Origin of the sequence: Pseudomonas sp. EggHat1, from assembly GCF_014892995.1 — a bacterium.
Lineage (GTDB): Bacteria > Pseudomonadota > Gammaproteobacteria > Pseudomonadales > Pseudomonadaceae > Aquipseudomonas > Aquipseudomonas chaetocerotis.
In genome coordinates this window covers 53,690-72,664 of sequence record NZ_JACKQK010000011.1, presented here as the reverse complement: position 1 = coordinate 72,664, position 18,975 = coordinate 53,690, and the positions used below count along the sequence as shown (strand labels likewise).

Here is an 18,975-nt window from a genome sequence, read left to right as displayed (position 1 = left end):
GGGTTAGCGGCGCATAACGCCGGCCTTACATCTGCAGAAAAACTCGGCGCGCCGCGTAACCCACCAGGCGATATGTCGTGTGACGCCAATGGTGGGTTACGCCGCACCCGCTTCAGCGAGTTGGCTGGCAACCGCGCCAGGCGGTTAACCCACCCTACGAGAGCGCGTCGTTTCATGATTCCTCGCTATCGAGCAGCAGGTTCTCCAGGGCTTCGCGGTATTGCCCGGGATTCTCCCACAGGCCGCGCTGCTGGGCTTCCAGCAGGCGTTCGAGGATATCGTTGAGCGCGCCTGGGTTGTGCTGCTGGATGAAGTCGCGGGTATCCCTATCGAGCAGGTAGGCATCGGTCAGCAGCGCGTACTGGTGGTCATCGACCAGCTCGCTGGTGGCGTCGAAGGCGAACAGGTAGTCGATGGTCGCGGCTAGCTCGAAGGCACCCTTGTAGCCATGGCGCTTCATGCCCTCGATCCATTTGGGATTGGCGGCGCGTGCCCGCACCACGCGATTGAGTTCTTCCTTCAGGGTGCGAATGCGCGGCGTATCCGGCTGGCTGTTGTCACCAAAGTAGCTGGCCACCTTGAGCCCGCGCAGGGTCTCCACCGCCGCCAGCATGCCGCCCTGAAACTGGTAGTAGTCGTTGGAGTCGAGGATGTCGTGCTCGCGGTTGTCCTGGTTGTGCAGCACCGCCTGCATCTGCTCCAGCCGCTCGATGAAGCGTTGCCGCGCAGGCGTACCCTCGGCGCCGCTGCCGTAGGCGTAGCCACCCCAGTTGAGGTAGACCTCGGCCAGATCGGCGCGGCTCTGCCATAGGCGCTCCTCGATGGCGTTCTGCACCCCGGCGCCATAGGCGCCCGGTTTGGCGCCGAACACCCGCCAGCCAGCCTGACGCCGCGCTTCGCCTTCATCAAGGCCGCTGTCCTTCAATGCCAGCGACTCACGCCAGACCCGCGCCGACAGCGGATTCATGTCTTCCGGCTCATCCAGCTCGATCACCGCCTGCACGGCCTCGTCAAACAGGCGAATCAGGTTGCTGAAGGCATCGCGGAAGAAGCCAGAGACGCGCAGGGTGACGTCTACCCGTGGGCGGCCGAGCTGCTCCAGCGGCAATACCTCGAAGCGCTCGACGCGCTGGCTGCCCGGCTGCCATACCGGGCGCACGCCCATCAGCGCCAGGGCCTGGGCGATGTCGTCGCCGCCGGTACGCATGGTCGCCGTGCCCCACACCGACAGGCCGAGCTGGCGCAGGTGGTCGCCCTCGTCCTGCAGATGGCGCTCCAGCAGACGGTCAGCCGCCTGCACGCCGAGGCGCCAGGCGGTGGGCGTGGGCAGGTGGCGCACGTCGACGGTAAAGAAGTTGCGCCCGGTGGGCAGCACGTCGAGGCGCCCACGGCTCGGTGCGCCGCTCGGCCCGGCGGGCACGAAACGCCCTGCCAGCGCGGCGAGCAAGCCACCCATTTCGGCATCGCCGCAGGCATCCAGCAAAGGCGCGATATGCTCGGTCAGCCCATCGAGAATCAGCGCTACCTCGTCGCCGAAATCGCTGATGCACTCGCCGGCCAGGCGCTGCTCGATCAACCTCAGCGCCAGCAGCTCCAGGCGCTCGCGGGTATCGCCGACGCTGCGCCACAGACTGTTATCCACAGACTGCAATGCCTGTGGACGCAGCCCCTCCCAGGGCTGGCCCATGTCGCAATCCAGCGGGTCGAGGCCCAGCTCCAGGCCACGCGCCAACGCGCGCAGCAAGCTGGCATTGGCGCCCTGGCCATCGCCACGGGGGATGCGCAGCAGCGCCAGCAGGGTGTCACGGCGTAACTGGCCAGCAGGCGACTCGCCGAACACATGCAGGCCGTCGCGGATCTGCGATTCCTTGAGGTCGCACAGGTAAGCATCGAGCTGCGGCAGCCAGCTGTCGCCGTCATCGTTGAGTTGCAGGCCCAGCTCGCGGTCGAGACTGGCCTCGCGCACCTTGGCCAGGATCTCGCCGCGCAGCTCGACGGCGCGGCGCAGGTCGAGCTGGCTGGCCTCAAAGTACTCGTCGGCCAGTCGCTCCAGGTCGCGCAGCGGGCCGTAGCTCTCAGCACGGGTCAAAGGCGGCATCAGGTGATCAATGATCACCGCCTGGGAGCGCCGCTTGGCCTGGGCACCCTCGCCAGGGTCGTTGACGATAAACGGGTAGACATTGGGTAGCGGCCCGATCAGCGCCTGCGGCCAACAGTTCTCGGACAGGCCGACGCTCTTGCCCGGCAGCCATTCCAGATTGCCATGCTTGCCGACGTGGATCAGCGCATCGGCGGCGAACGCCGCACGCAGCCAGGCGTAGAAGGCGATGTAACCATGCGGCGGCACCAGATCCGGGTCGTGGTACACCGCCGCCGGGTCGATCTGGTAACCGCGCGCCGGCTGGATGCCGACGAAGGTCAGGCCGAAGCGCAGGCCGGCGACCATCATCCGCCCGCTGCGGAACATTGGATCGGCCTGCGGCTCGCCCCAGCGCTCGCGCACTGCCTGCTGATTCTGCTCAGGCAGTCTGTGGAAAAACCTCAGGTAGTCGTCCAGCGCCAGGCTTTGCGCGCAGGGCCGCGAATCCAGGCCGTCGAGGTCGTTGGTGACGCCGCCGAGCAGGCTGTGGACAAGTTCGGTGCCGCTACCCGGCAGGTTATCCACCGGATAGCCCTGTACCTGCAGCGCACGGAGGATGTTCAGCGCGGCGGCGGGCGTATCCAGACCCACGCCGTTGCCAATGCGGCCATCGCGAGTCGGGTAGTTGGCCAGGATCAGACCTATTCGCTTCTGATCGTTACCTTTAATCGCCAAATGACACCAATTACTCGCCAGTTCGGCGACGAAGGCCATACCCGATTCGTGTGCCTGGTAGCACACCACGTCACTCTGGCTCCGCTCGCTGCGCCAGGCCAGGCCCTTGAAGCTGATGGCAGTGCCGATCAGCCTACCATCCAGCTCGGGCAGCACCACGTGCATGGCCAGGTCGCGCGAGCCCAGGCCCTGGGCGCTGGCCTGCCATTGCGCTTGGTTGTCCAGCGAGCAGATGGCCTGCAGCACCGGAATATCGCGGCGGAACACCCGTGCCTGCGGCGCCTCGGGGTTGGATAGAGCGAAGCCGGTGGTGTTGATGATCAGCGCGGCGCTCGTCTCGTCCAGCCAGGCCTGTACCTGATCCAGGCAGGCCGACTCCTTGAGGCTGGCCACGGCGATGGGTAGCGGGTTGAGTCCCTGAGCGACGAGGTGATCGCAGAAGGCATCGACGAAGGCCGTGTTCGCCGACTGCACATGGTTGCGGTAGAACAGCAGCGCCACCACAGGCGCGCCGGGTTGCCATTGCAGCTGCCAGTCAGCCAGCGCGGCCGGGCTGTGCTGCGGGTGATAGAGGCTGACGCGTGGCAGTGGCTGCGGCTCCTGCCAGCTGTCAGCGCGGCCCAGCCAGCGGCTGCCGATGCAGCGGAACAATTGACTGGCGTTATCCAGCCCCCCCTGGCGCAGGTACTGCCAGAGGCGCTGGCTGTCTTCCTCACCGACGTTGCCGAGCGCATTCAGCTCCGGGTCGGGCTTGTCGTCGCCCGGCACCATGATCACAGTGGCGCCGCGCGCACCCAGCTCAACCAGGCGTTCGACGCCATAGCGCCAGTAGCTGACCCCGCCATGCACCGAAATCAGGATGACTTTGGCATGCTGCAGCACCTGCTCGACGTAGTAGTCCACCGAGGCGTTGTTGCTCAGCTGCGCCGGGCTAGCCAGGCGCAGGCTGGGGTAGTCGTCCGGCAGTTGCCGGGCGGCTTCGGCCAGCAGGGAGAGATGCGAATCACCCGTGCACAGGATCACCAGCTCGGCAGGCGTCTGGCCAAGGTCGGCGATGCTGTCGGCCGGCAGTTGGGCGCCGGGCTGGGTACGCAATAGGTGCATGTTCGTTCCGTGGGAGGAGCTTTAGCCGCGACTGGTGGTAGCGCCGTAGGGTGGACTCAGGAGCGAAGCGAACAGTCCACCGCCAGCGCACACGTCCACAAGGCGTACTGCTACGCGAGTACGCCCTACGTTCCGTATCAGGCCAGCGCCGCTTTCAGCTCGGCCTCGATGGCCGCTCGGTCGAGCTGCTGGCCGATCACCACCAGACGACTCACTCGCGGCTCGTCGGCCTGCCAGGCACGGTCGAAGTGGCGGTCGAAGCGCTGGCCAACACCTTGCACCAGCAGACGCATCGGCTTGCCGGGGATGGCAGCGAAGCCCTTCACCCGCAAGATGCCGTACTTGGCCACCGCATCCTTCAACGCAGCCAGCAGGCGCGCCTCTTCGGCTTCGGGTAGTTCCACGTGGAACGAGTCGAATTCCTCATGATCGTGGTCGTCGTCTTCATCGTCGTGATGGGTGCGGCGGCTGTCGATATGCAGCTCGGTTTCGCTGTTCAGCCCCAGCAGCACGTCCAGCGGCAGCTCGCCACCGTGCGCCTCGATCACCTTGACTGCCGGCGGCAGCTCCTCGGCCACCTCGGCGCGCACCGCGGCCAGCGCCTCGGCGTCGAGCAGATCGGCCTTGTTGAGGATCACCAGGTCGGCGCTGGCCAGTTGGTCGGCGAACAGCTCGTGCAGCGGCGATTCGTGATCCAGATTGGGATCGAGCTTGCGCTGCTCATCCACCTGATCAGGGAAGGCGGCGAAGGTACCGGCGATCACCGCCGGGCTGTCGACCACGGTGATCACCGCATCGACCGTGCAGGCGTTGCGGATTTCCGGCCAGTTAAAGGCCTGCACCAACGGCTTGGGCAGCGCCAGGCCGCTGGTCTCGATAAGGATATGGTCGAGGTCGCCACGGCGCGCCACCAGCTCGCGCATCACCGGGAAGAACTCTTCCTGCACGGTGCAGCACAGGCAGCCATTGGCCAGCTCGAAGACGCGGCCGTTGGCCTCCTCCTCGCTGCAGCCGATGGAGCATTGCTTGAGGATCTCGCCATCGATGCCCAGCTCGCCGAACTCGTTGACGATCACCGCGATACGGCGGCCGCCGGCATTGGCCAACAGGTGACGCAGCAGGGTGGTTTTGCCGGCACCGAGAAAACCGGTGACGATGGTGACAGGCAGTTTGGCGAGGGTTTTCATGGATGGCCCCGTGGCGTCGGTAAGTTCGGCGGACGGGTACGCGCAGGCGGGCACGCAAGGGCGCGCTGGCCGCGTCGGATCACCCCGTCCGAGCAGTTGGCTGGTCAATCGAGGCAGGTCTCCTGGCTCACGGTCTGCGCGTTGCGCGCGTCCTTCACCTTCCCGCCCTACGGCAGTGGTGTATCGAAGGGTTTAAGACCGTTCACAGTTGCGGGGGCAGCCAGGGCATCGACCCTGTTCCCTCTTAGCTCCCCAGCCGCGTGCCGGGAAGAACCTCGAAAGCGAGAAGGCTACGCAGGCCGCAGCGGCCGGTCAATCGCGGTTGACCGGTGGGATGCACCATGGTGAGCTACGCCGCTGCACAGCATGAGCTCCCTTGATGATGCCAAGCCCCTCGAACCCCGGCCCTGACGCCTCGCCCATGGTGGTAGCCGGGCTTGGTTGCAGGCGCGATTGCCCCCGGCAAGACCTGCTCACCCTGCTCATCCACAGCCTGGCCCGACATGAGCTGACTGTGGATAACCTCGCTGGATTGGCCAGCATCGCCCACAAGCGCGACGAACCAGGGCTGCATGAACTGGCCATGCATCTCAATCTGGAGCTGACATTCTTCACCCCGGAAGCGCTCACGCTCCACCAGCCGGAGAAAGCCGGCAGTCCTTTCATCCGATCCATAACGGGCAGCACCGCTGTAGCTGAACCCTGCGCCCTGGCCCTGGCCACTCGACTGGGCACGGCAGCCCAACTACTGGGCGAGAAAACCCGCACGGCCAACGCCACCTGTGCGCTGGCCACCTTCGATAGAGAACCCGCAGCATGACCGTTTATTTTATCGGCGCCGGCCCCGGCGACCCCGAGCTGATCACCGTCAAGGGCCAGCGCCTGATCCGTTCGTGCCCGGTCATTCTGTATGCCGGTTCGCTGGTGCCCGAGGCAGTTATCGCAGGTAATAGCGCCGAACAGGTAGTCAATACCGCCGAACTTAACCTCGGCGAGATCGTCGAGCTGCTGCGTCAAGCTCATGAGCATGGCCAGGACGTGGCCCGCGTGCACTCCGGCGACCCGTCGCTGTACGGCGCCATTGGCGAGCAGATTCGCGAGCTGCGTGCGCTGAGTATCCCTTTCGAGATCATCCCCGGCGTCACCGCCACTGCCGCCTGCGCGGCGTTGCTGGAATCCGAACTTACCCTGCCCGGCATCGCCCAGACCGTGATCCTCACCCGCTACGGCACTACTTCACCCATGCCAGAGGGTGAGCAGTTGCATGATCTGGCCCGGCACCGCGCGACCATGGCCATCCACCTCGGCGTGCGCCAGTTACCGGCGATCGTCGCCGAACTGCTGCCGCACTACGGCGCCGACTGCCCCATCGCGGTTATCCACAGGGCCAGCTGGCCGGATCAGGACTGGGTACTGGGCACCCTGGCCGATATCGAAACGAAGGTCGCCGCCAAGGATTTCCGCCGCACGGCGCTGATTCTGGTCGGCCGCGTGCTCGATCCGGGCGCCTTCGCCGAGTCGGCGCTGTACGACGCGGCGCATCACCATCTCTACCGCCGCAGCACTGATTGAGCTTGGCGAGAAACCGTACAAAGCGCTGAAGGCCTTGCTATACAAGGCTTACATAGCCTTATCAACAGGATAGAAAGCCTGTTATCCAAGCACTCTGTGGATAATGGGCATGCAGGCGAGCAGTTTCTGTACAAGTCGCTGAAAGCCCCTACCCATAAGGGCTTTAGCCAGGTATCACAAGGATATCCACATGTTGATCCACGGCAACTGTGAGCAACTATTCAGAGCTGCACCTCGACCCGCTTGATACCCAGCACCCGCAGTTCCGGCATCAACTCATCAAGACTGGCAAAAGTCTCGACCTGATCGGCCTCATCCACCAGAAAGAAGCTACGCCCCGCGTCCTTCTTGAAAAATACGATCCACTCAGCGGTATTGGCCGGGTTGACCATGACCTGGGTGTCGAACACAACACCCTCGGTCGTTCTGCGTTTCACATCGCTACGCTTCATCCTCTCTCCTGTTCCAGCGTGACTCAGGTGACCCGACTGCCACTTAGTAAGCAGCGGGTACGGCTCCTAGTGTAATGGATGAGGGGTGCACGCCTTGCCGGTTAATAATCGGTAAGTGATATCAGGCCCGCAGTCATATATGATTCATATACGAAATATATATGAGGAGGTTTTCATGGGCATCGTCAACATCGATGACGAGTTGCATGAGCAGATTCGCAGGGCGAGCAGCGTGTCTGGCCGCTCTATCAATGCACAGGCGGGTTTCTGGATTCGCATCGGCATGCTCTGCGAGATGAATCCGACGCAGAGCTTCAACGAAGTGATCGCAGCCGAGATGCGTGCAGCTGGCGTGGTGGCTCCGCCAAGAATGGCGGACGCCTCATGAGCAAGACGCCGCAACAGATCGCCCTGATGGCGGAGTCCGGCAGGTTGCTGGCGTCCGTGTTCGGCTACCTGGATCGCCTGGATCTGCTGGGCATGTCCACTCTGCAGGTCAATGACCTTGTGGATAACTACATCGTGGGCGAACTCAAGGCACGCCCGGCGAGCAAGGGACAGTATGGTTTCGCCTACGCCATGAACACGTCGCGCAACGAAGTGGTGTGCCATGGCGTCCCCAGCGCCGACGATATCCTGCGCGACGGCGACCTGGTGAATTTCGACATCACCCTTGAAAAGAACGGCTACATCGCCGATTCGAGCAAGACCTACCTGATCGGCGAGGTATCGGAACAGGCGCGTCAACTGGCCCAGGTCACCTATGAGGCCATGTGCAAAGGCATCGAAGCCGTCAAACCCGGCGCCCGTCTCGGCGATATCGGCCATGCCATCGAACGGCACGCTCGTGCCCATCACTACTCGGTGGTCAAAGAGTACTGCGGCCACGGCATCGGCCGGGAAATGCACGAACCACCCGAAGTGCTGCACTGGGGCAAAGCCGGCACCGGCCTGACGCTGCGCGAAGGCATGACCTTCACCATCGAACCCATGCTCAACCGGGGAACGGAGGATGTACGCACGCTGCGCGACGGCTGGACGGTGGTGACCCGCGATGGCCAACTCTCGGCGCAATTCGAACACACCGTGGCGGTCACCCGAGACGGCGTTCGCGTGCTTACGCTGCGCCCCGAAGAGCACCACCTGAGCAGGATTTCGGCGTGATAGAAACGCAAAAGCCCGTCCATCTGGACGGGCTTTTCTTCGCCAGCTGTCTTATTCGACCGTGACGCTTTTAGCCAGATTACGCGGCTGATCGACGTCGGTACCCTTGAGTACTGCAACGTAGTACGACAGCAGTTGCAGCGGCACGGTGTAGAGGATCGGTGCGAGCAGGTCATGGATATGCGGCATGGCAACGACGTGGGTGCCCTCACCATTGCTCATGCCGGCCTGCTGGTCGGCGAAGACGATCAGCTCGCCGCCACGGGCGCGGACTTCCTGCAGGTTGGACTTGAGCTTTTCCAGCAGCTCGTTGTTCGGCGCCACGGTAACCACCGGCATGTCGGCATCCACCAGCGCCAGCGGACCGTGCTTGAGCTCACCGGCCGGATAGGCCTCAGCATGGATGTAGGAAATTTCCTTGAGTTTGAGCGCGCCTTCCATGGCCACCGGATACTGCGCGCCACGACCGAGGAACAGGCTGTGGTGCTTCTCGGCGAACAGTTCGGCGATCTTCTCCACGGTCTTGTCCATGGCCAGCGCTTCGCCCAGACGGGTCGGCAGGCGACGCAATTCTTCCACCAGTTCGGCAGCCAGCGCCTTGTCGAGGCTGCCGTGCACCTGGCCGAGGGCCAGGGTCAGCAGCATCAGGCCGACCAGCTGGGTGGTGAAGGCCTTGGTCGAGGCCACACCGATTTCCGGGCCGGCCTGAGTCAGCAGGCACAGGTCGGATTCGCGCACCAGCGAGCTGGTGCCGACGTTGCAGATCACCAGGCTGGCCAGGTAGCCGCCCTGCCCCGGTGCCTTCTCCTTGGCGTTGCGCAGGGCGGCCAGGGTGTCAGCGGTTTCACCGGACTGCGAGACGCTGACGAACAGGGTATCAGGCTGCACCACCACCTTGCGGTAGCGGAACTCGCTGGCCACCTCGACCTGGCAGGGAATGCCGGCCAGCTCTTCCAGCCAGTAACGGGCAACCATGCCGGCGTGGTAGCTGGTGCCGCAGGCGACGATTTGTACGTTCTTCACCTTGGCGAACAGCTCGGCAGCCTGTGGGCCAAAGGCCTGCACCAGTACGTGATCGCTACCCAGACGTCCTTCCAGGGTGCGTTGCACCACCTTGGGCTGCTCGTGGATTTCCTTGAGCATGAAGTGACGGTACTCGCCCTTGTCCGCAGCTTCGGCGCCTTCGTGGTACTGCACGGCTTCGCGCTGCACCGGGTTGCCGGCGGCGTCCCAGATCTGCACGCCATCGCGGCGAATCTCGGCGATATCCCCTTCTTCCAGGTACATGAAGCGGTCGGTGACCTGGCGCAGGGCCAACTGGTCGGAGGCGAGGAAGTTTTCACCCAGGCCCAGGCCGATCACCAACGGGCTACCACTGCGGGCAGCAAGCAGGCGATCCGGCTGCTTGGCGCTAATCACCGCCAGGCCATAGGCGCCATGCAACTCGGGAATCGCGGCCTTGAGCGCGGCAGCGAGATCGCCGAGCTGTTGCAGCTTGTGCTCGAGCAGGTGGACGATGGTTTCGGTGTCGGTATCGGAGGTGAAGACGTAGCCCAGGCCCTTGAGGCGCTCGCGCAGCTCTTCATGGTTTTCGATGATGCCGTTGTGCACCACGGCCAACTCATGGCCAGAGAAGTGTGGGTGAGCGTTGCGCTCGCTCGGCGCACCGTGCGTGGCCCAACGGGTGTGGGCGATGCCCAGACGCCCCGCCAGCGGTTCGGCCTGCAGCGCGGTCTGCAGTTCGCTGACCTTGCCGACACGGCGGCGGCGATCCAGCGCGCCCTGCTCGTTCAGCAGTGCTACACCGGCGCTGTCATAGCCGCGGTATTCCAGGCGCTTGAGGCCTTCCACTAGAACAGGGGTGATATTGCGCTCCGCGATAGCGCCGACGATTCCACACATGGTTTATCTCCTCAAGTTTCCAGCGGCGCGAGAATCAGCTGGATGCCGCGCGCGCGTATCTGTTCGGCAGCCTGGGAATCCAGGCGCTCGTCGGTAATCAAGGTACGGAAGCTGCTCCAAGGCAGTTCCAGATTGGGTATGCGCCGGCCGATCTTGTCGCTCTCGACCATGACGATGACTTCTCGGGCCACTTCGGCCATCACCCGCGACAAACCGAGCAGCTCGTTGAAGGTGGTGGTGCCACGCTCCAGGTCGATGCCATCAGCGCCGATGAACAGTTGGTCGAAGTCGTAGGAACGCAGCACCTGCTCGGCCACCTGGCCCTGGAAGGATTCCGAGTGTGGGTCCCAGGTGCCACCTGTCATCAGCAACACCGGCTCGTGCTCGAGTTCGCGCAGGGCATTGGCCACGCCCAGCGAATTGGTCATCACCACCAGGCCCGGCTTGTGGCCGAGCTGCGGGATCATCGCCGCCGTGGTGGTGCCGCTGTCGATGATGATGCGCGCGTGCTCGCGAATCCGCGCCACACCGGCACGGGCGATCGCCTGCTTGTAGGGAGAGATGGGCTGCGTCGGCTCGCCGATGAGCTCCTGCGGCACCGGTACCGCGCCGCCATAGCGGCGCAGCAGCAGACCGTTCTTTTCCAGGGCGGCGAGGTCCTTGCGAATCGTCACTTCGCTGGTGGCGAAGTGCTGCGCCAGGGCGTCCACCGACACTTCGCCCTGCTCGGCGAGCATGGCGAGGATGGCGTGGCGACGTTGCGGCGTGTTGCGCTTCGACATGCTTAAGTTTCGATTCGAAAGATAATGGCGCGAATCAAAACATATGATCGAAATGCCCGCAAGCGTCCGCCGGTCAGTTCAGCGTCAGCTTGACCCCGAAACCGATCAGGCAAAGCCCTGCAAATTTCTCCAGACCACGCGCGATACGAGGATTTGCGCGCATGCGCTCGGCGAGAAAGTGCGTCAGCAGCACGATCAGCAAGCCGTAGAGAAAGGTCAGTGCCATGATGGTCACGGCCATGAAACCGAAAGTAATCAACCCCTGATGGCGCTGCGGATCGATGAACAGAGGGAAGAAGGCCATGTAGAAGATGATGGCCTTGGGGTTGAAGACGGTGATCACCAGGGTTTGCCACAGGTATCGCCGCGGCTTGATGTCCAGCGTCGGCGCCGCACCAGGCTTGGCCAGGATCATGCGCAGGCCGAGGTAGACCAGATAGCCGGCGCCAAGCCACTGCACCACATGGAAGGCTGCCGGATAGGCCTTGAGCAACGCGGCGACCCCGGCCACCGCCAACCACAGCAGCACCTGGTCTCCGAGCATGATCCCGAAGGTCGAAGCCAGCCCGCCGCGAATCCCGCCCTTGCCCGTGGACAGGATCAACGCCAGGTTACCCGGCCCGGGAATGGCTAGCAGGATGATGAAGGCCACCACGAAGGCGGGGTAATCCGTCACACCGAACATACAGGACTGCCTCCGGCAGGTTATCCACAGGCCTGATCACCCAGGCCAGAGCGGGTTCACTTCTTGGTGGGGCGCTTCCAGCCTTCGATATTGCGCTGCTTGGCACGGCCTACTGCCAGCGTATCGGCCGGCACATCGCTGGTCACCACAGAACCGGCACCGGTGGTCGCGCGGTCGCCCAGCGTTACCGGCGCCACCAGCGCACTGTTGGAGCCGATGAATACGTCCTCGCCCATTACCGTGCGGAATTTGTTGGCACCGTCGTAGTTGCAGGTGATGGTGCCGGCGCCGATATTCGTCCGCGCACCGATCTCGGCATCGCCCAGGTAACTCAGGTGGCCAGCCTTGGCACCTTCGCCCAGCACGGCGTTCTTCAGTTCGACGAAGTTACCCACATGGGCCTTGGCGCCCAGTCTGGTACCCGGACGCAGGCGAGCGAACGGGCCGCAATCGGCGCCCTCGCCCATCTCGGCACCGTCCAGGTGGCTGTTGGCTTTGACGATGGCGCCCCTGCGCAGCACCGAGTCCTTGATCACGCAATTCGGGCCGATCTGCACATCATCCTCGATGATCACGCGGCCTTCGAGGATGACGTTGATGTCGATGGTCACGTCGCGGCCGACGCTGACTTCACCACGCACATCGAAGCGATGCGGATCACGCAGGGTGACACCCTGGGCCATGAGGCGACGAGCCATGCGCTGCTGATAATGGCATTCGAGCTGAGCCAGCTGGATGCGGTCATTGGCACCCAGCACTTCCATTTCGTCGGCGGCACGCTCGGTGGCCACCACCAGACCGTCGGCCACCGCCATGGCGATCACGTCGGTCAGGTAGTACTCACCCTGGGCATTGCTGTTGGACAGGCGGCCCAGCCAGTCGGCGAGCCGCTTGCCCGGTACGGCGAGAATACCGGTGTTGCCCTCGCGGATCTGCCGCTGTGCTTCGCTGGCATCCTTGTGCTCGACGATCGCCTGCACCACGCCATCGGCGTCACGCACGATGCGGCCGTAGCCCGTCGGGTCGGCCAGCTCGACGGTGAGCAAGCCCAGCTGATCATCGCTGACCAGGGCCATCAGCCGCTGCAGGGTGGCAGTTTCGATCAGCGGTACGTCGCCGTAGAGAATCAGTACGGTATCGGCGTTGAGCTGCGGCAGAGCCTGAGCCACGGCGTGGCCGGTGCCGAGCTGCTCGGCCTGGATGACGAAATTCAGGTCATCGGCGGCCAGACGCTCGCGCACCTTGTCGGCGCCATGACCGATCACCACCTGGATGCTTTGCGGCTGCAGGCTGCGTGCAGTGTCGATGACATGACCCAGCATGGGTTTGTCGGCGACCGGGTGCAGCACCTTGGGCAAAGCGGAACGCATCCGCGTGCCCTGGCCAGCGGCAAGAATGACGATATCCAGACTCATAGAAAGCTCCTTGCTGGGCAAGAGTTGGCCGCGGCCAGAGAGCCGCGCGAAGAAAACGCTATTTTGCCAGAAACGCAAAGGGGCGACCTAAGTCGCCCCTTTGCGTGATACCGCGATACGCGATCAGCGGCTGCGGCCGCCGAACTTCTTGCGCATCTCGTCGATGGTGCGCAGCTGAGCAGCAGCCTCGGCCAGGCGTGCCGAAGCACTGCCGTAGTCGAACTCGGTGCCCTTCTCGCTCAGTGCCTTCTCGGCAGCCTTGCGCGCCTCGATGGCAGCGGCTTCATCCAGGTCGCCGGCACGAACAGCGGTGTCGGCAAGAACCTTCACCATGCTCGGCTGAACTTCCAGGAAGCCACCGGAGATGTAGAACACCTCCTCGGTGCCACCCTGCTTGATCACTCGCACCGGACCCGGCTTGAGATCGGTCAGCAGCGGGGTGTGGCCCGGCAGGATACCCAGGTCACCAAGGTGACCGTGGGCGATGACCATTTCCACCAGCCCCGAGAACAGCTCTTCTTCCGCACTGACGATATCGCAGTGGACTGACATAGCCATAACAATGCCTCGGTTGAGAGGCCGGATCAGGCTGCTGCCCGCTCCGGCCCGGACGCCCCCTGGGGGGCGCACCCGTTACTTACAGTTTCTTGGCTTTCTCGATGGCTTCGTCGATGCCACCTACCATGTAGAACGCTTGTTCCGGCAGGTGGTCGTAGTCGCCTTTGAGAATGCCGCTGAAGCCGGCAATGGTGTCCTTCAGGGACACGTACTTGCCCGGGGCACCGGTGAAGACTTCAGCCACGAAGAACGGCTGGGACAGGAAGCGCTGGATCTTACGAGCGCGCGATACCAGCTGCTTGTCGTCTTCGGACAGTTCGTCCATACCCAGGATCGCGATGATGTCCTTCAGCTCCTTGTAGCGCTGCAGAACATACTGAACGCCACGAGCGGTCTCGTAGTGCTCCTGGCCGATCACGTTCGGGTCCAGCTGACGGCTGGTGGAGTCCAGCGGGTCAACGGCCGGGTAGATACCCAGGGAAGCGATGTCACGGGACAGAACGACGGTGGCGTCCAAGTGGGCGAAGGTGGTCGCCGGGCTCGGGTCGGTCAGGTCGTCCGCAGGTACGTATACAGCCTGGATCGAGGTGATCGAGCCTTTCTTAGTGGAGGTAATACGCTCCTGCAGAACGCCCATCTCCTCGGCCAGAGTCGGCTGGTAACCTACTGCCGACGGCATACGGCCGAGCAGTGCGGATACTTCGGTACCGGCGAGGGTGTAACGGTAGATGTTGTCGACGAACAACAGAACGTCACGACCTTCGTCACGGAACTTCTCGGCCATGGTCAGGCCGGTCAGCGCTACGCGCAGACGGTTGCCTGGTGGCTCGTTCATCTGACCGTAGACCAGGGCTACCTTGTCGAGAACGTTGGAGTCCTTCATCTCGTGGTAGAAGTCGTTACCCTCACGAGTACGCTCACCCACACCGGCGAACACGGAATAACCGCTGTGCTCGATGGCGATGTTACGGATCAGTTCCATCATGTTCACGGTCTTGCCGACACCGGCACCACCGAACAGACCGACTTTACCGCCCTTGGCGAACGGGCAGACCAGGTCGATAACCTTGATGCCGGTTTCCAGCAGCTCGTTGGAGCCAGCCTGTTCGGCATAGCTCGGCGCAGGGCGGTGGATTTCCCACTGCTCGTCTTCACCGATGGGGCCGGCTTCGTCGATCGGGTTACCCAGCACGTCCATGATCCGGCCCAGGGTCGCTTTACCGACCGGTACGGAGATGGCCTTGCCAGAGCTGTTGACGTCCAGGCCACGCTTGAGGCCTTCGGTCGAACCCATCGCAATGGTACGTACCACGCCGTCGCCCAGCTGCTGCTGAACTTCCAGGGTGGTTTCGGCGCCAACTACTTTCAGCGCTTCATAAACACTCGGCACCTTGTCACGCGGGAATTCCACGTCGATGACGGCGCCGATGATTTGAACGATACGTCCGCTACTCATCTTTGGTTCCTCTGAATATTTGAACCGTTCTTAAACCGCGGCAGCGCCGCCGACGATTTCCGAAATTTCCTGGGTGATCGCTGCCTGACGTGCCTTGTTGTAAACCAGCTGCAGGTCTTTGATGAGATCACCGGCGTTGTCGGTTGCGTTCTTCATCGCGATCATCCGCGCAGCCTGTTCGCACGCGCTGTTCTCGACCACGGACTGATAGACCTGCGACTCGACGTAACGTACCAGCAGCGCATCCAGCAGTTGCTGGGCGTCCGGCTCGTACACGTAGTCCCACAGACCTTTCTGTACGCCTTGCGCATCGCTCGCGGCCAGCGGCAGCAACTGCTGCACTTCCGGCTTCTGCGTCATGGTGTTGACGAACTTGTTCGACACCAGATACAGACGGTCGATACGGCCCTCAGCGTAGGCATCCAGCACGACCTTGACGCTACCGATCAGGTCGTTGATGGACGGCTCTTCACCCAGCTTGCTGATGGCGGCAACCACGTTGCCCCCGTTGCTGCGGAAGAAGCTCGCGCCCTTGCTGCCCACCACGCAGAAATCAGCCTCAACCTTCTGGTCGCGCCATTCCTTCAGGCTTCTGAGCAGCGCCTTGAACAGGTTGATGTTCAAGCCACCACACAGACCACGGTCCGAGGTCACCACGATATAACCGACGCGCTTTACATCACGCTCCACCATAAACGAGTGGCGGTATTCCGGGTTCGCCTTGGCCAGGTGACCGATCACCTGACGAATACGCTCAGCGTAGGGGCGACCGGCAGCCATGCGCTGTTGAGCCTTGCGCATTTTGCTGACCGCCACTTTTTCCATGGCGCTGGTGATCTTTTGCGTGCTTTTGATGCTCGCAATCTTGCTGCGAATCTCTTTTGCGCCTGCCATTTCACACCTTTTGGTTCAAGCAGGCGGGGGCCGAAGCCCCCGCTGCGGTTACCAGGTTTGGGTGGCCTTGAACTTCTCGATACCGGCTTTCAGGCCAGCGTCGATTTCGTCGTTGAAGTCACCCTTCTCGTTGATCTTCGCCATCAGGTCGGCGTGATCACGCTTGAAGAAGGCGATCAGGGCCTGCTCGAAGCTGATGATCTTGGCGACTTCGACGTCCTGCAGGAAGCCGCGCTCGGCTGCGTACAGGGACACCGACATTTCGGCAATGGACATCGGCGCATACTGCTTCTGCTTCATCAGCTCGGTTACGCGCTGACCATGCTCGAGCTGCTTGCGGGTGGCTTCGTCCAGGTCAGAAGCGAACTGGGCGAATGCCGCCAGTTCACGGTACTGAGCCAGAGCGGTACGGATACCACCGGAAAGCTTCTTGATGATCTTGGTCTGAGCTGCGCCACCCACACGGGATACCGAGATACCGGCGTTGACGGCCGGACGGATACCCGAGTTGAACATGGCCGATTCCAGGAAGATCTGACCGTCGGTGATCGAGATCACGTTGGTCGGAACGAACGCGGAAACGTCACCGGCCTGGGTTTCGATGATCGGCAGAGCGGTCAGGGAACCGGTCTTGCCCTTCACGGCGCCATTGGTGAACTTCTCGACGTACTCTTCGGAAACGCGGGAAGCGCGCTCCAGCAGACGGCTGTGGAGATAGAACACGTCGCCCGGGTAGGCTTCACGGCCTGGCGGACGGCGCAGCAGCAGGGAGATCTGACGGTAGGCAACGGCCTGCTTGGACAGGTCGTCGTACACGATCAGGGCATCTTCACCGCGGTCGCGGAAGTATTCGCCCATGGTGCAACCGGAGTACGGCGCCAGGAACTGCAGGGCAGCGGATTCGGAAGCCGAAGCTGCAACCACGATGGTGTTGGCCAGCGCGCCAGCTTCTTCCAGCTTGCGTACGACGTTGGCGATGGTCGATTGCTTTTGACCAATGGCGACGTAGACGCAACGGATGCCGCTGTCTTTCTGGTTGATGATGGCGTCGACGGCCAGAGCAGTCTTACCGATCTGACGGTCACCGATGATCAGCTCACGCTGGCCACGGCCTACCGGGATCATGGCATCGACCGACTTGTAACCGGTCTGCACCGGCTGGTCGACCGACTTACGCCAGATCACGCCCGGCGCAACCTTTTCAACGGCGTCAGTAGCGGCGGCGTTGATCGGGCCTTTGCCATCGATCGGGTTGCCCAGTGCGTCGACCACACGACCCAGCAGCTCCGGACCAACCGGAACTTCCAGGATGCGACCGGTGCACTTGGCGCTCATGCCTTCGGCGAGGGTCAGGTAACCACCCAGTACTACGGCACCTACGGAGTCTTGCTCCAGGTTCAGGGCCATGCCGTACACGCCACCAGGGAATTCGATCATCTCACCGTACATGACGTCGGCGAGGCCGTAGATGCGCACGATACCGTCGGAAACGCTGACGATGGTGCCTTCATTACGGGCTTGAGCGGATACATCAAGCGACTCAATGCGCTGCTTGATGATTTCGCTAATTTCGGAAGGATTCAATTGCTGCATGCCAGTTCCCTCAAATCAGGATTTCAACGCTTCGGCCAGCTTGTTCAGCTTGCCGCGGACCGAACCGTCGATGACCAGGTCACCTGCACGAATGACAACACCGCCGATCAGGGCGGGATTGACCACGGGCGTGGGCTGGACGGTGCGATCGAGCCGCTTGGAAAGGGCGGCAGCCAGAGTTTGCAATTGCTCAGCACTGAGCTCGAAAGCCGACTCGACCTCGACATCGAGGGCGCGTTCGGCTTCAGCCTTCAGCACAGCGAATTGTTCGCGTACCACCGGGAGCAGCGACAGTCGGTCGTTGCTGCCCAGCGAGCGCAGGAAGTTGCTGAACGAAGCGTCGATGTGACCGGCACAGAGCTGCGCCAGTACATTGACTTTCTGCTCATCGGTCAACGCCGGGTTGACCAACTGCTGAGCCATGGCCGGCGCTTGAACCGCAGCCGCGGAAAGCGACAGCATGTTCAACCAGGCATCGGCCTGCTGTGCAGCACTGGCAAACTCAAACGCAGCTTTCGCGTAGGGCCGAGCGAGCGTGTTGGTATTGATCATCGCGAGCCTCGCTTAGAGTTGAGAGGCCAGTTTTGCGACCAGATCGTTGTGCGCAGCGCCGTCCACGGAGGACTGCAGGATCTTCTCGGCGCCGGTGACAGCCAGAGCTGCTACCTGTGCACGCAGTTGTTCCTTGGCGCGATTCACTTCCAGATCGATTTCGGCTTTGGCGCCAACAATCAGCTTTTCACCTTCAGAGCGGGCCTGGGCCTTGGCTTCTTCGACGATTGCGTTGGCGGTCTTGTTCGCCCGATCGAGAATCTCGGCAGCTTGCTCTTTGGTTTCACGAAGCATCTGGGCAGCGCGTTCCTGGGCCAACTGCAGATCGCGCTCAGCGCGCCCGGCAGCATCCAGACCTTCTGCGATTTTCTTCTGGCGTTCCTGCATGGCCAGCGTCAGCGGCGGCCATACGAACTTCATGCAGAACCAGACGAAAATAGCGAAGGCAATCGTTTGACCGAACAGGGTCAGGTTAATGTTCACAGCGATTTACCTCGTGCTATCTCGTGTTCAGGGAAGAAAAGCCTGAAGAGGCAGCACTCATCATGCTGCCTCGAACTCAGGAACTCTTAACCCGCGACAACGAAGATCAGGTACATCGCGATACCCACACCGATCATCGGAACGGCGTCGAGCAGACCGGCCATCAGGAAGGTCTTGGTTTGCAGCTGCGGGCCCAGCTCAGGCTGGCGAGCGGTGGATTCCAGCAGCTTGCCGCCCAGCAGGGCGAAGCCGATACCGGTACCCAGGGCACCCAGACCGATCATGATGGCAGCGGCGATGTAGACGAGTTCCATAGTTAGCTCCAGAGTTTTTAGAGGTTAAGGTTACGAGTTAGGGGTTT

General features: G+C 62.6%; 18 protein-coding genes and 1 riboswitch. Of the genes, 4 read left to right on the top strand and 14 right to left on the bottom strand.

What is annotated here, in order from left to right; translation table 11 throughout:
• Positions 1-172: 172 nt before the first annotated feature.
• Complete coding sequence (cobN, locus tag INS93_RS17275; RefSeq protein WP_192984224.1) at positions 173-3,919, bottom strand: cobaltochelatase subunit CobN; 3,747 nt, start codon at positions 3,917-3,919, stop codon at positions 173-175.
• A 137-nt stretch (positions 3,920-4,056) separates the two neighbouring features.
• Positions 4,057-5,106: a cobalamin biosynthesis protein CobW gene (gene cobW / locus INS93_RS17270; protein ID WP_192984221.1), complete on the bottom strand. Its 1,050-nt coding sequence runs from the start codon at positions 5,104-5,106 to the stop codon at positions 4,057-4,059.
• Between the two features lie 94 nt (positions 5,107-5,200).
• Positions 5,201-5,399: riboswitch (cobalamin riboswitch) on the bottom strand.
• An 86-nt stretch (positions 5,400-5,485) separates the two neighbouring features.
• On the opposite strand from cobW, the gene INS93_RS17265 reads away from it, so the two are divergent.
• Positions 5,486-5,926, top strand: a complete 441-nt coding sequence (locus tag INS93_RS17265; RefSeq protein WP_192984219.1) for a cobalamin biosynthesis protein — start codon at positions 5,486-5,488, stop codon at positions 5,924-5,926.
• Positions 5,923-6,678 (top strand): precorrin-4 C(11)-methyltransferase, encoded by a 756-nt coding sequence (cobM, locus tag INS93_RS17260; protein WP_192984216.1) that lies wholly within the window; start codon positions 5,923-5,925, stop codon positions 6,676-6,678. Before INS93_RS17265 ends, cobM begins: the two co-directional genes overlap by 4 nt.
• A gap of 221 nt (positions 6,679-6,899) precedes the next feature.
• Here cobM and INS93_RS17255 read toward each other — a convergent pair whose 3' ends face one another.
• Positions 6,900-7,130 (bottom strand): hypothetical protein, encoded by a 231-nt coding sequence (locus INS93_RS17255; protein ID WP_192984214.1) that lies wholly within the window; start codon positions 7,128-7,130, stop codon positions 6,900-6,902.
• A gap of 175 nt (positions 7,131-7,305) precedes the next feature.
• Between INS93_RS17255 and INS93_RS17250 the strand changes: the two genes are divergently transcribed.
• Positions 7,306-7,518 (top strand): ParD-like family protein, encoded by a 213-nt coding sequence (locus INS93_RS17250; RefSeq protein ID WP_192984212.1) that lies wholly within the window; start codon positions 7,306-7,308, stop codon positions 7,516-7,518.
• Positions 7,515-8,294 carry a type I methionyl aminopeptidase gene (gene map / locus INS93_RS17245; protein ID WP_192984209.1) on the top strand — a complete coding sequence of 260 codons (780 nt, stop codon included), beginning with the start codon at positions 7,515-7,517 and terminating at the stop codon, positions 8,292-8,294. The genes INS93_RS17250 and map overlap by 4 nt, the downstream gene beginning before the upstream one ends.
• 51 nt (positions 8,295-8,345) lie before the next feature.
• Here map and glmS read toward each other — a convergent pair whose 3' ends face one another.
• The 11 genes from glmS to atpE form a co-directional block, all read right to left on the bottom strand.
• Positions 8,346-10,196 carry a glutamine--fructose-6-phosphate transaminase (isomerizing) gene (gene glmS, locus INS93_RS17240; RefSeq protein WP_192984207.1) on the bottom strand — a complete coding sequence of 617 codons (1,851 nt, stop codon included), beginning with the start codon at positions 10,194-10,196 and terminating at the stop codon, positions 8,346-8,348.
• 11 nt (positions 10,197-10,207) lie between these two features.
• On the bottom strand, positions 10,208-10,978 hold the full coding sequence (locus INS93_RS17235) for a DeoR/GlpR family DNA-binding transcription regulator (RefSeq protein ID WP_192984204.1): 771 nt from the start codon (positions 10,976-10,978) through the stop codon (positions 10,208-10,210).
• Positions 10,979-11,051: 73 nt separating this feature from the next.
• Entirely contained in the window at positions 11,052-11,663 is a 612-nt protein-coding gene (locus INS93_RS17230; protein WP_192984202.1) for a LysE family transporter, read from the bottom strand.
• A gap of 56 nt (positions 11,664-11,719) precedes the next feature.
• Complete coding sequence (gene glmU / locus INS93_RS17225) at positions 11,720-13,078, bottom strand: bifunctional UDP-N-acetylglucosamine diphosphorylase/glucosamine-1-phosphate N-acetyltransferase GlmU (RefSeq protein ID WP_160018699.1); 1,359 nt, start codon at positions 13,076-13,078, stop codon at positions 11,720-11,722.
• A gap of 123 nt (positions 13,079-13,201) precedes the next feature.
• On the bottom strand, positions 13,202-13,636 hold the full coding sequence (locus tag INS93_RS17220) for a F0F1 ATP synthase subunit epsilon (RefSeq protein WP_160018698.1): 435 nt from the start codon (positions 13,634-13,636) through the stop codon (positions 13,202-13,204).
• 79 nt (positions 13,637-13,715) lie between these two features.
• Positions 13,716-15,092, bottom strand: a complete 1,377-nt coding sequence (gene atpD / locus INS93_RS17215; protein WP_192984200.1) for a F0F1 ATP synthase subunit beta — start codon at positions 15,090-15,092, stop codon at positions 13,716-13,718.
• A 30-nt stretch (positions 15,093-15,122) separates the two neighbouring features.
• Positions 15,123-15,986: a F0F1 ATP synthase subunit gamma gene (atpG, locus tag INS93_RS17210; protein ID WP_099525062.1), complete on the bottom strand. Its 864-nt coding sequence runs from the start codon at positions 15,984-15,986 to the stop codon at positions 15,123-15,125.
• Between the two features lie 48 nt (positions 15,987-16,034).
• The gene (gene atpA, locus INS93_RS17205; protein WP_021487437.1) at positions 16,035-17,579 is read right to left on the bottom strand and encodes a F0F1 ATP synthase subunit alpha; all 1,545 of its coding nucleotides are present in this window, start codon (positions 17,577-17,579) and stop codon (positions 16,035-16,037) included.
• 15 nt (positions 17,580-17,594) lie between these two features.
• The gene (locus INS93_RS17200) at positions 17,595-18,131 is read right to left on the bottom strand and encodes a F0F1 ATP synthase subunit delta (RefSeq protein WP_074677173.1); all 537 of its coding nucleotides are present in this window, start codon (positions 18,129-18,131) and stop codon (positions 17,595-17,597) included.
• 12 nt (positions 18,132-18,143) lie between these two features.
• Positions 18,144-18,614 (bottom strand): F0F1 ATP synthase subunit B, encoded by a 471-nt coding sequence (locus INS93_RS17195; protein WP_192984198.1) that lies wholly within the window; start codon positions 18,612-18,614, stop codon positions 18,144-18,146.
• An 86-nt stretch (positions 18,615-18,700) separates the two neighbouring features.
• A complete protein-coding gene (gene atpE, locus INS93_RS17190; RefSeq protein ID WP_003241387.1) occupies positions 18,701-18,928 on the bottom strand; it encodes a F0F1 ATP synthase subunit C in 228 nt (75 codons plus the stop codon).
• Positions 18,929-18,975 lie beyond the last annotated feature (47 nt).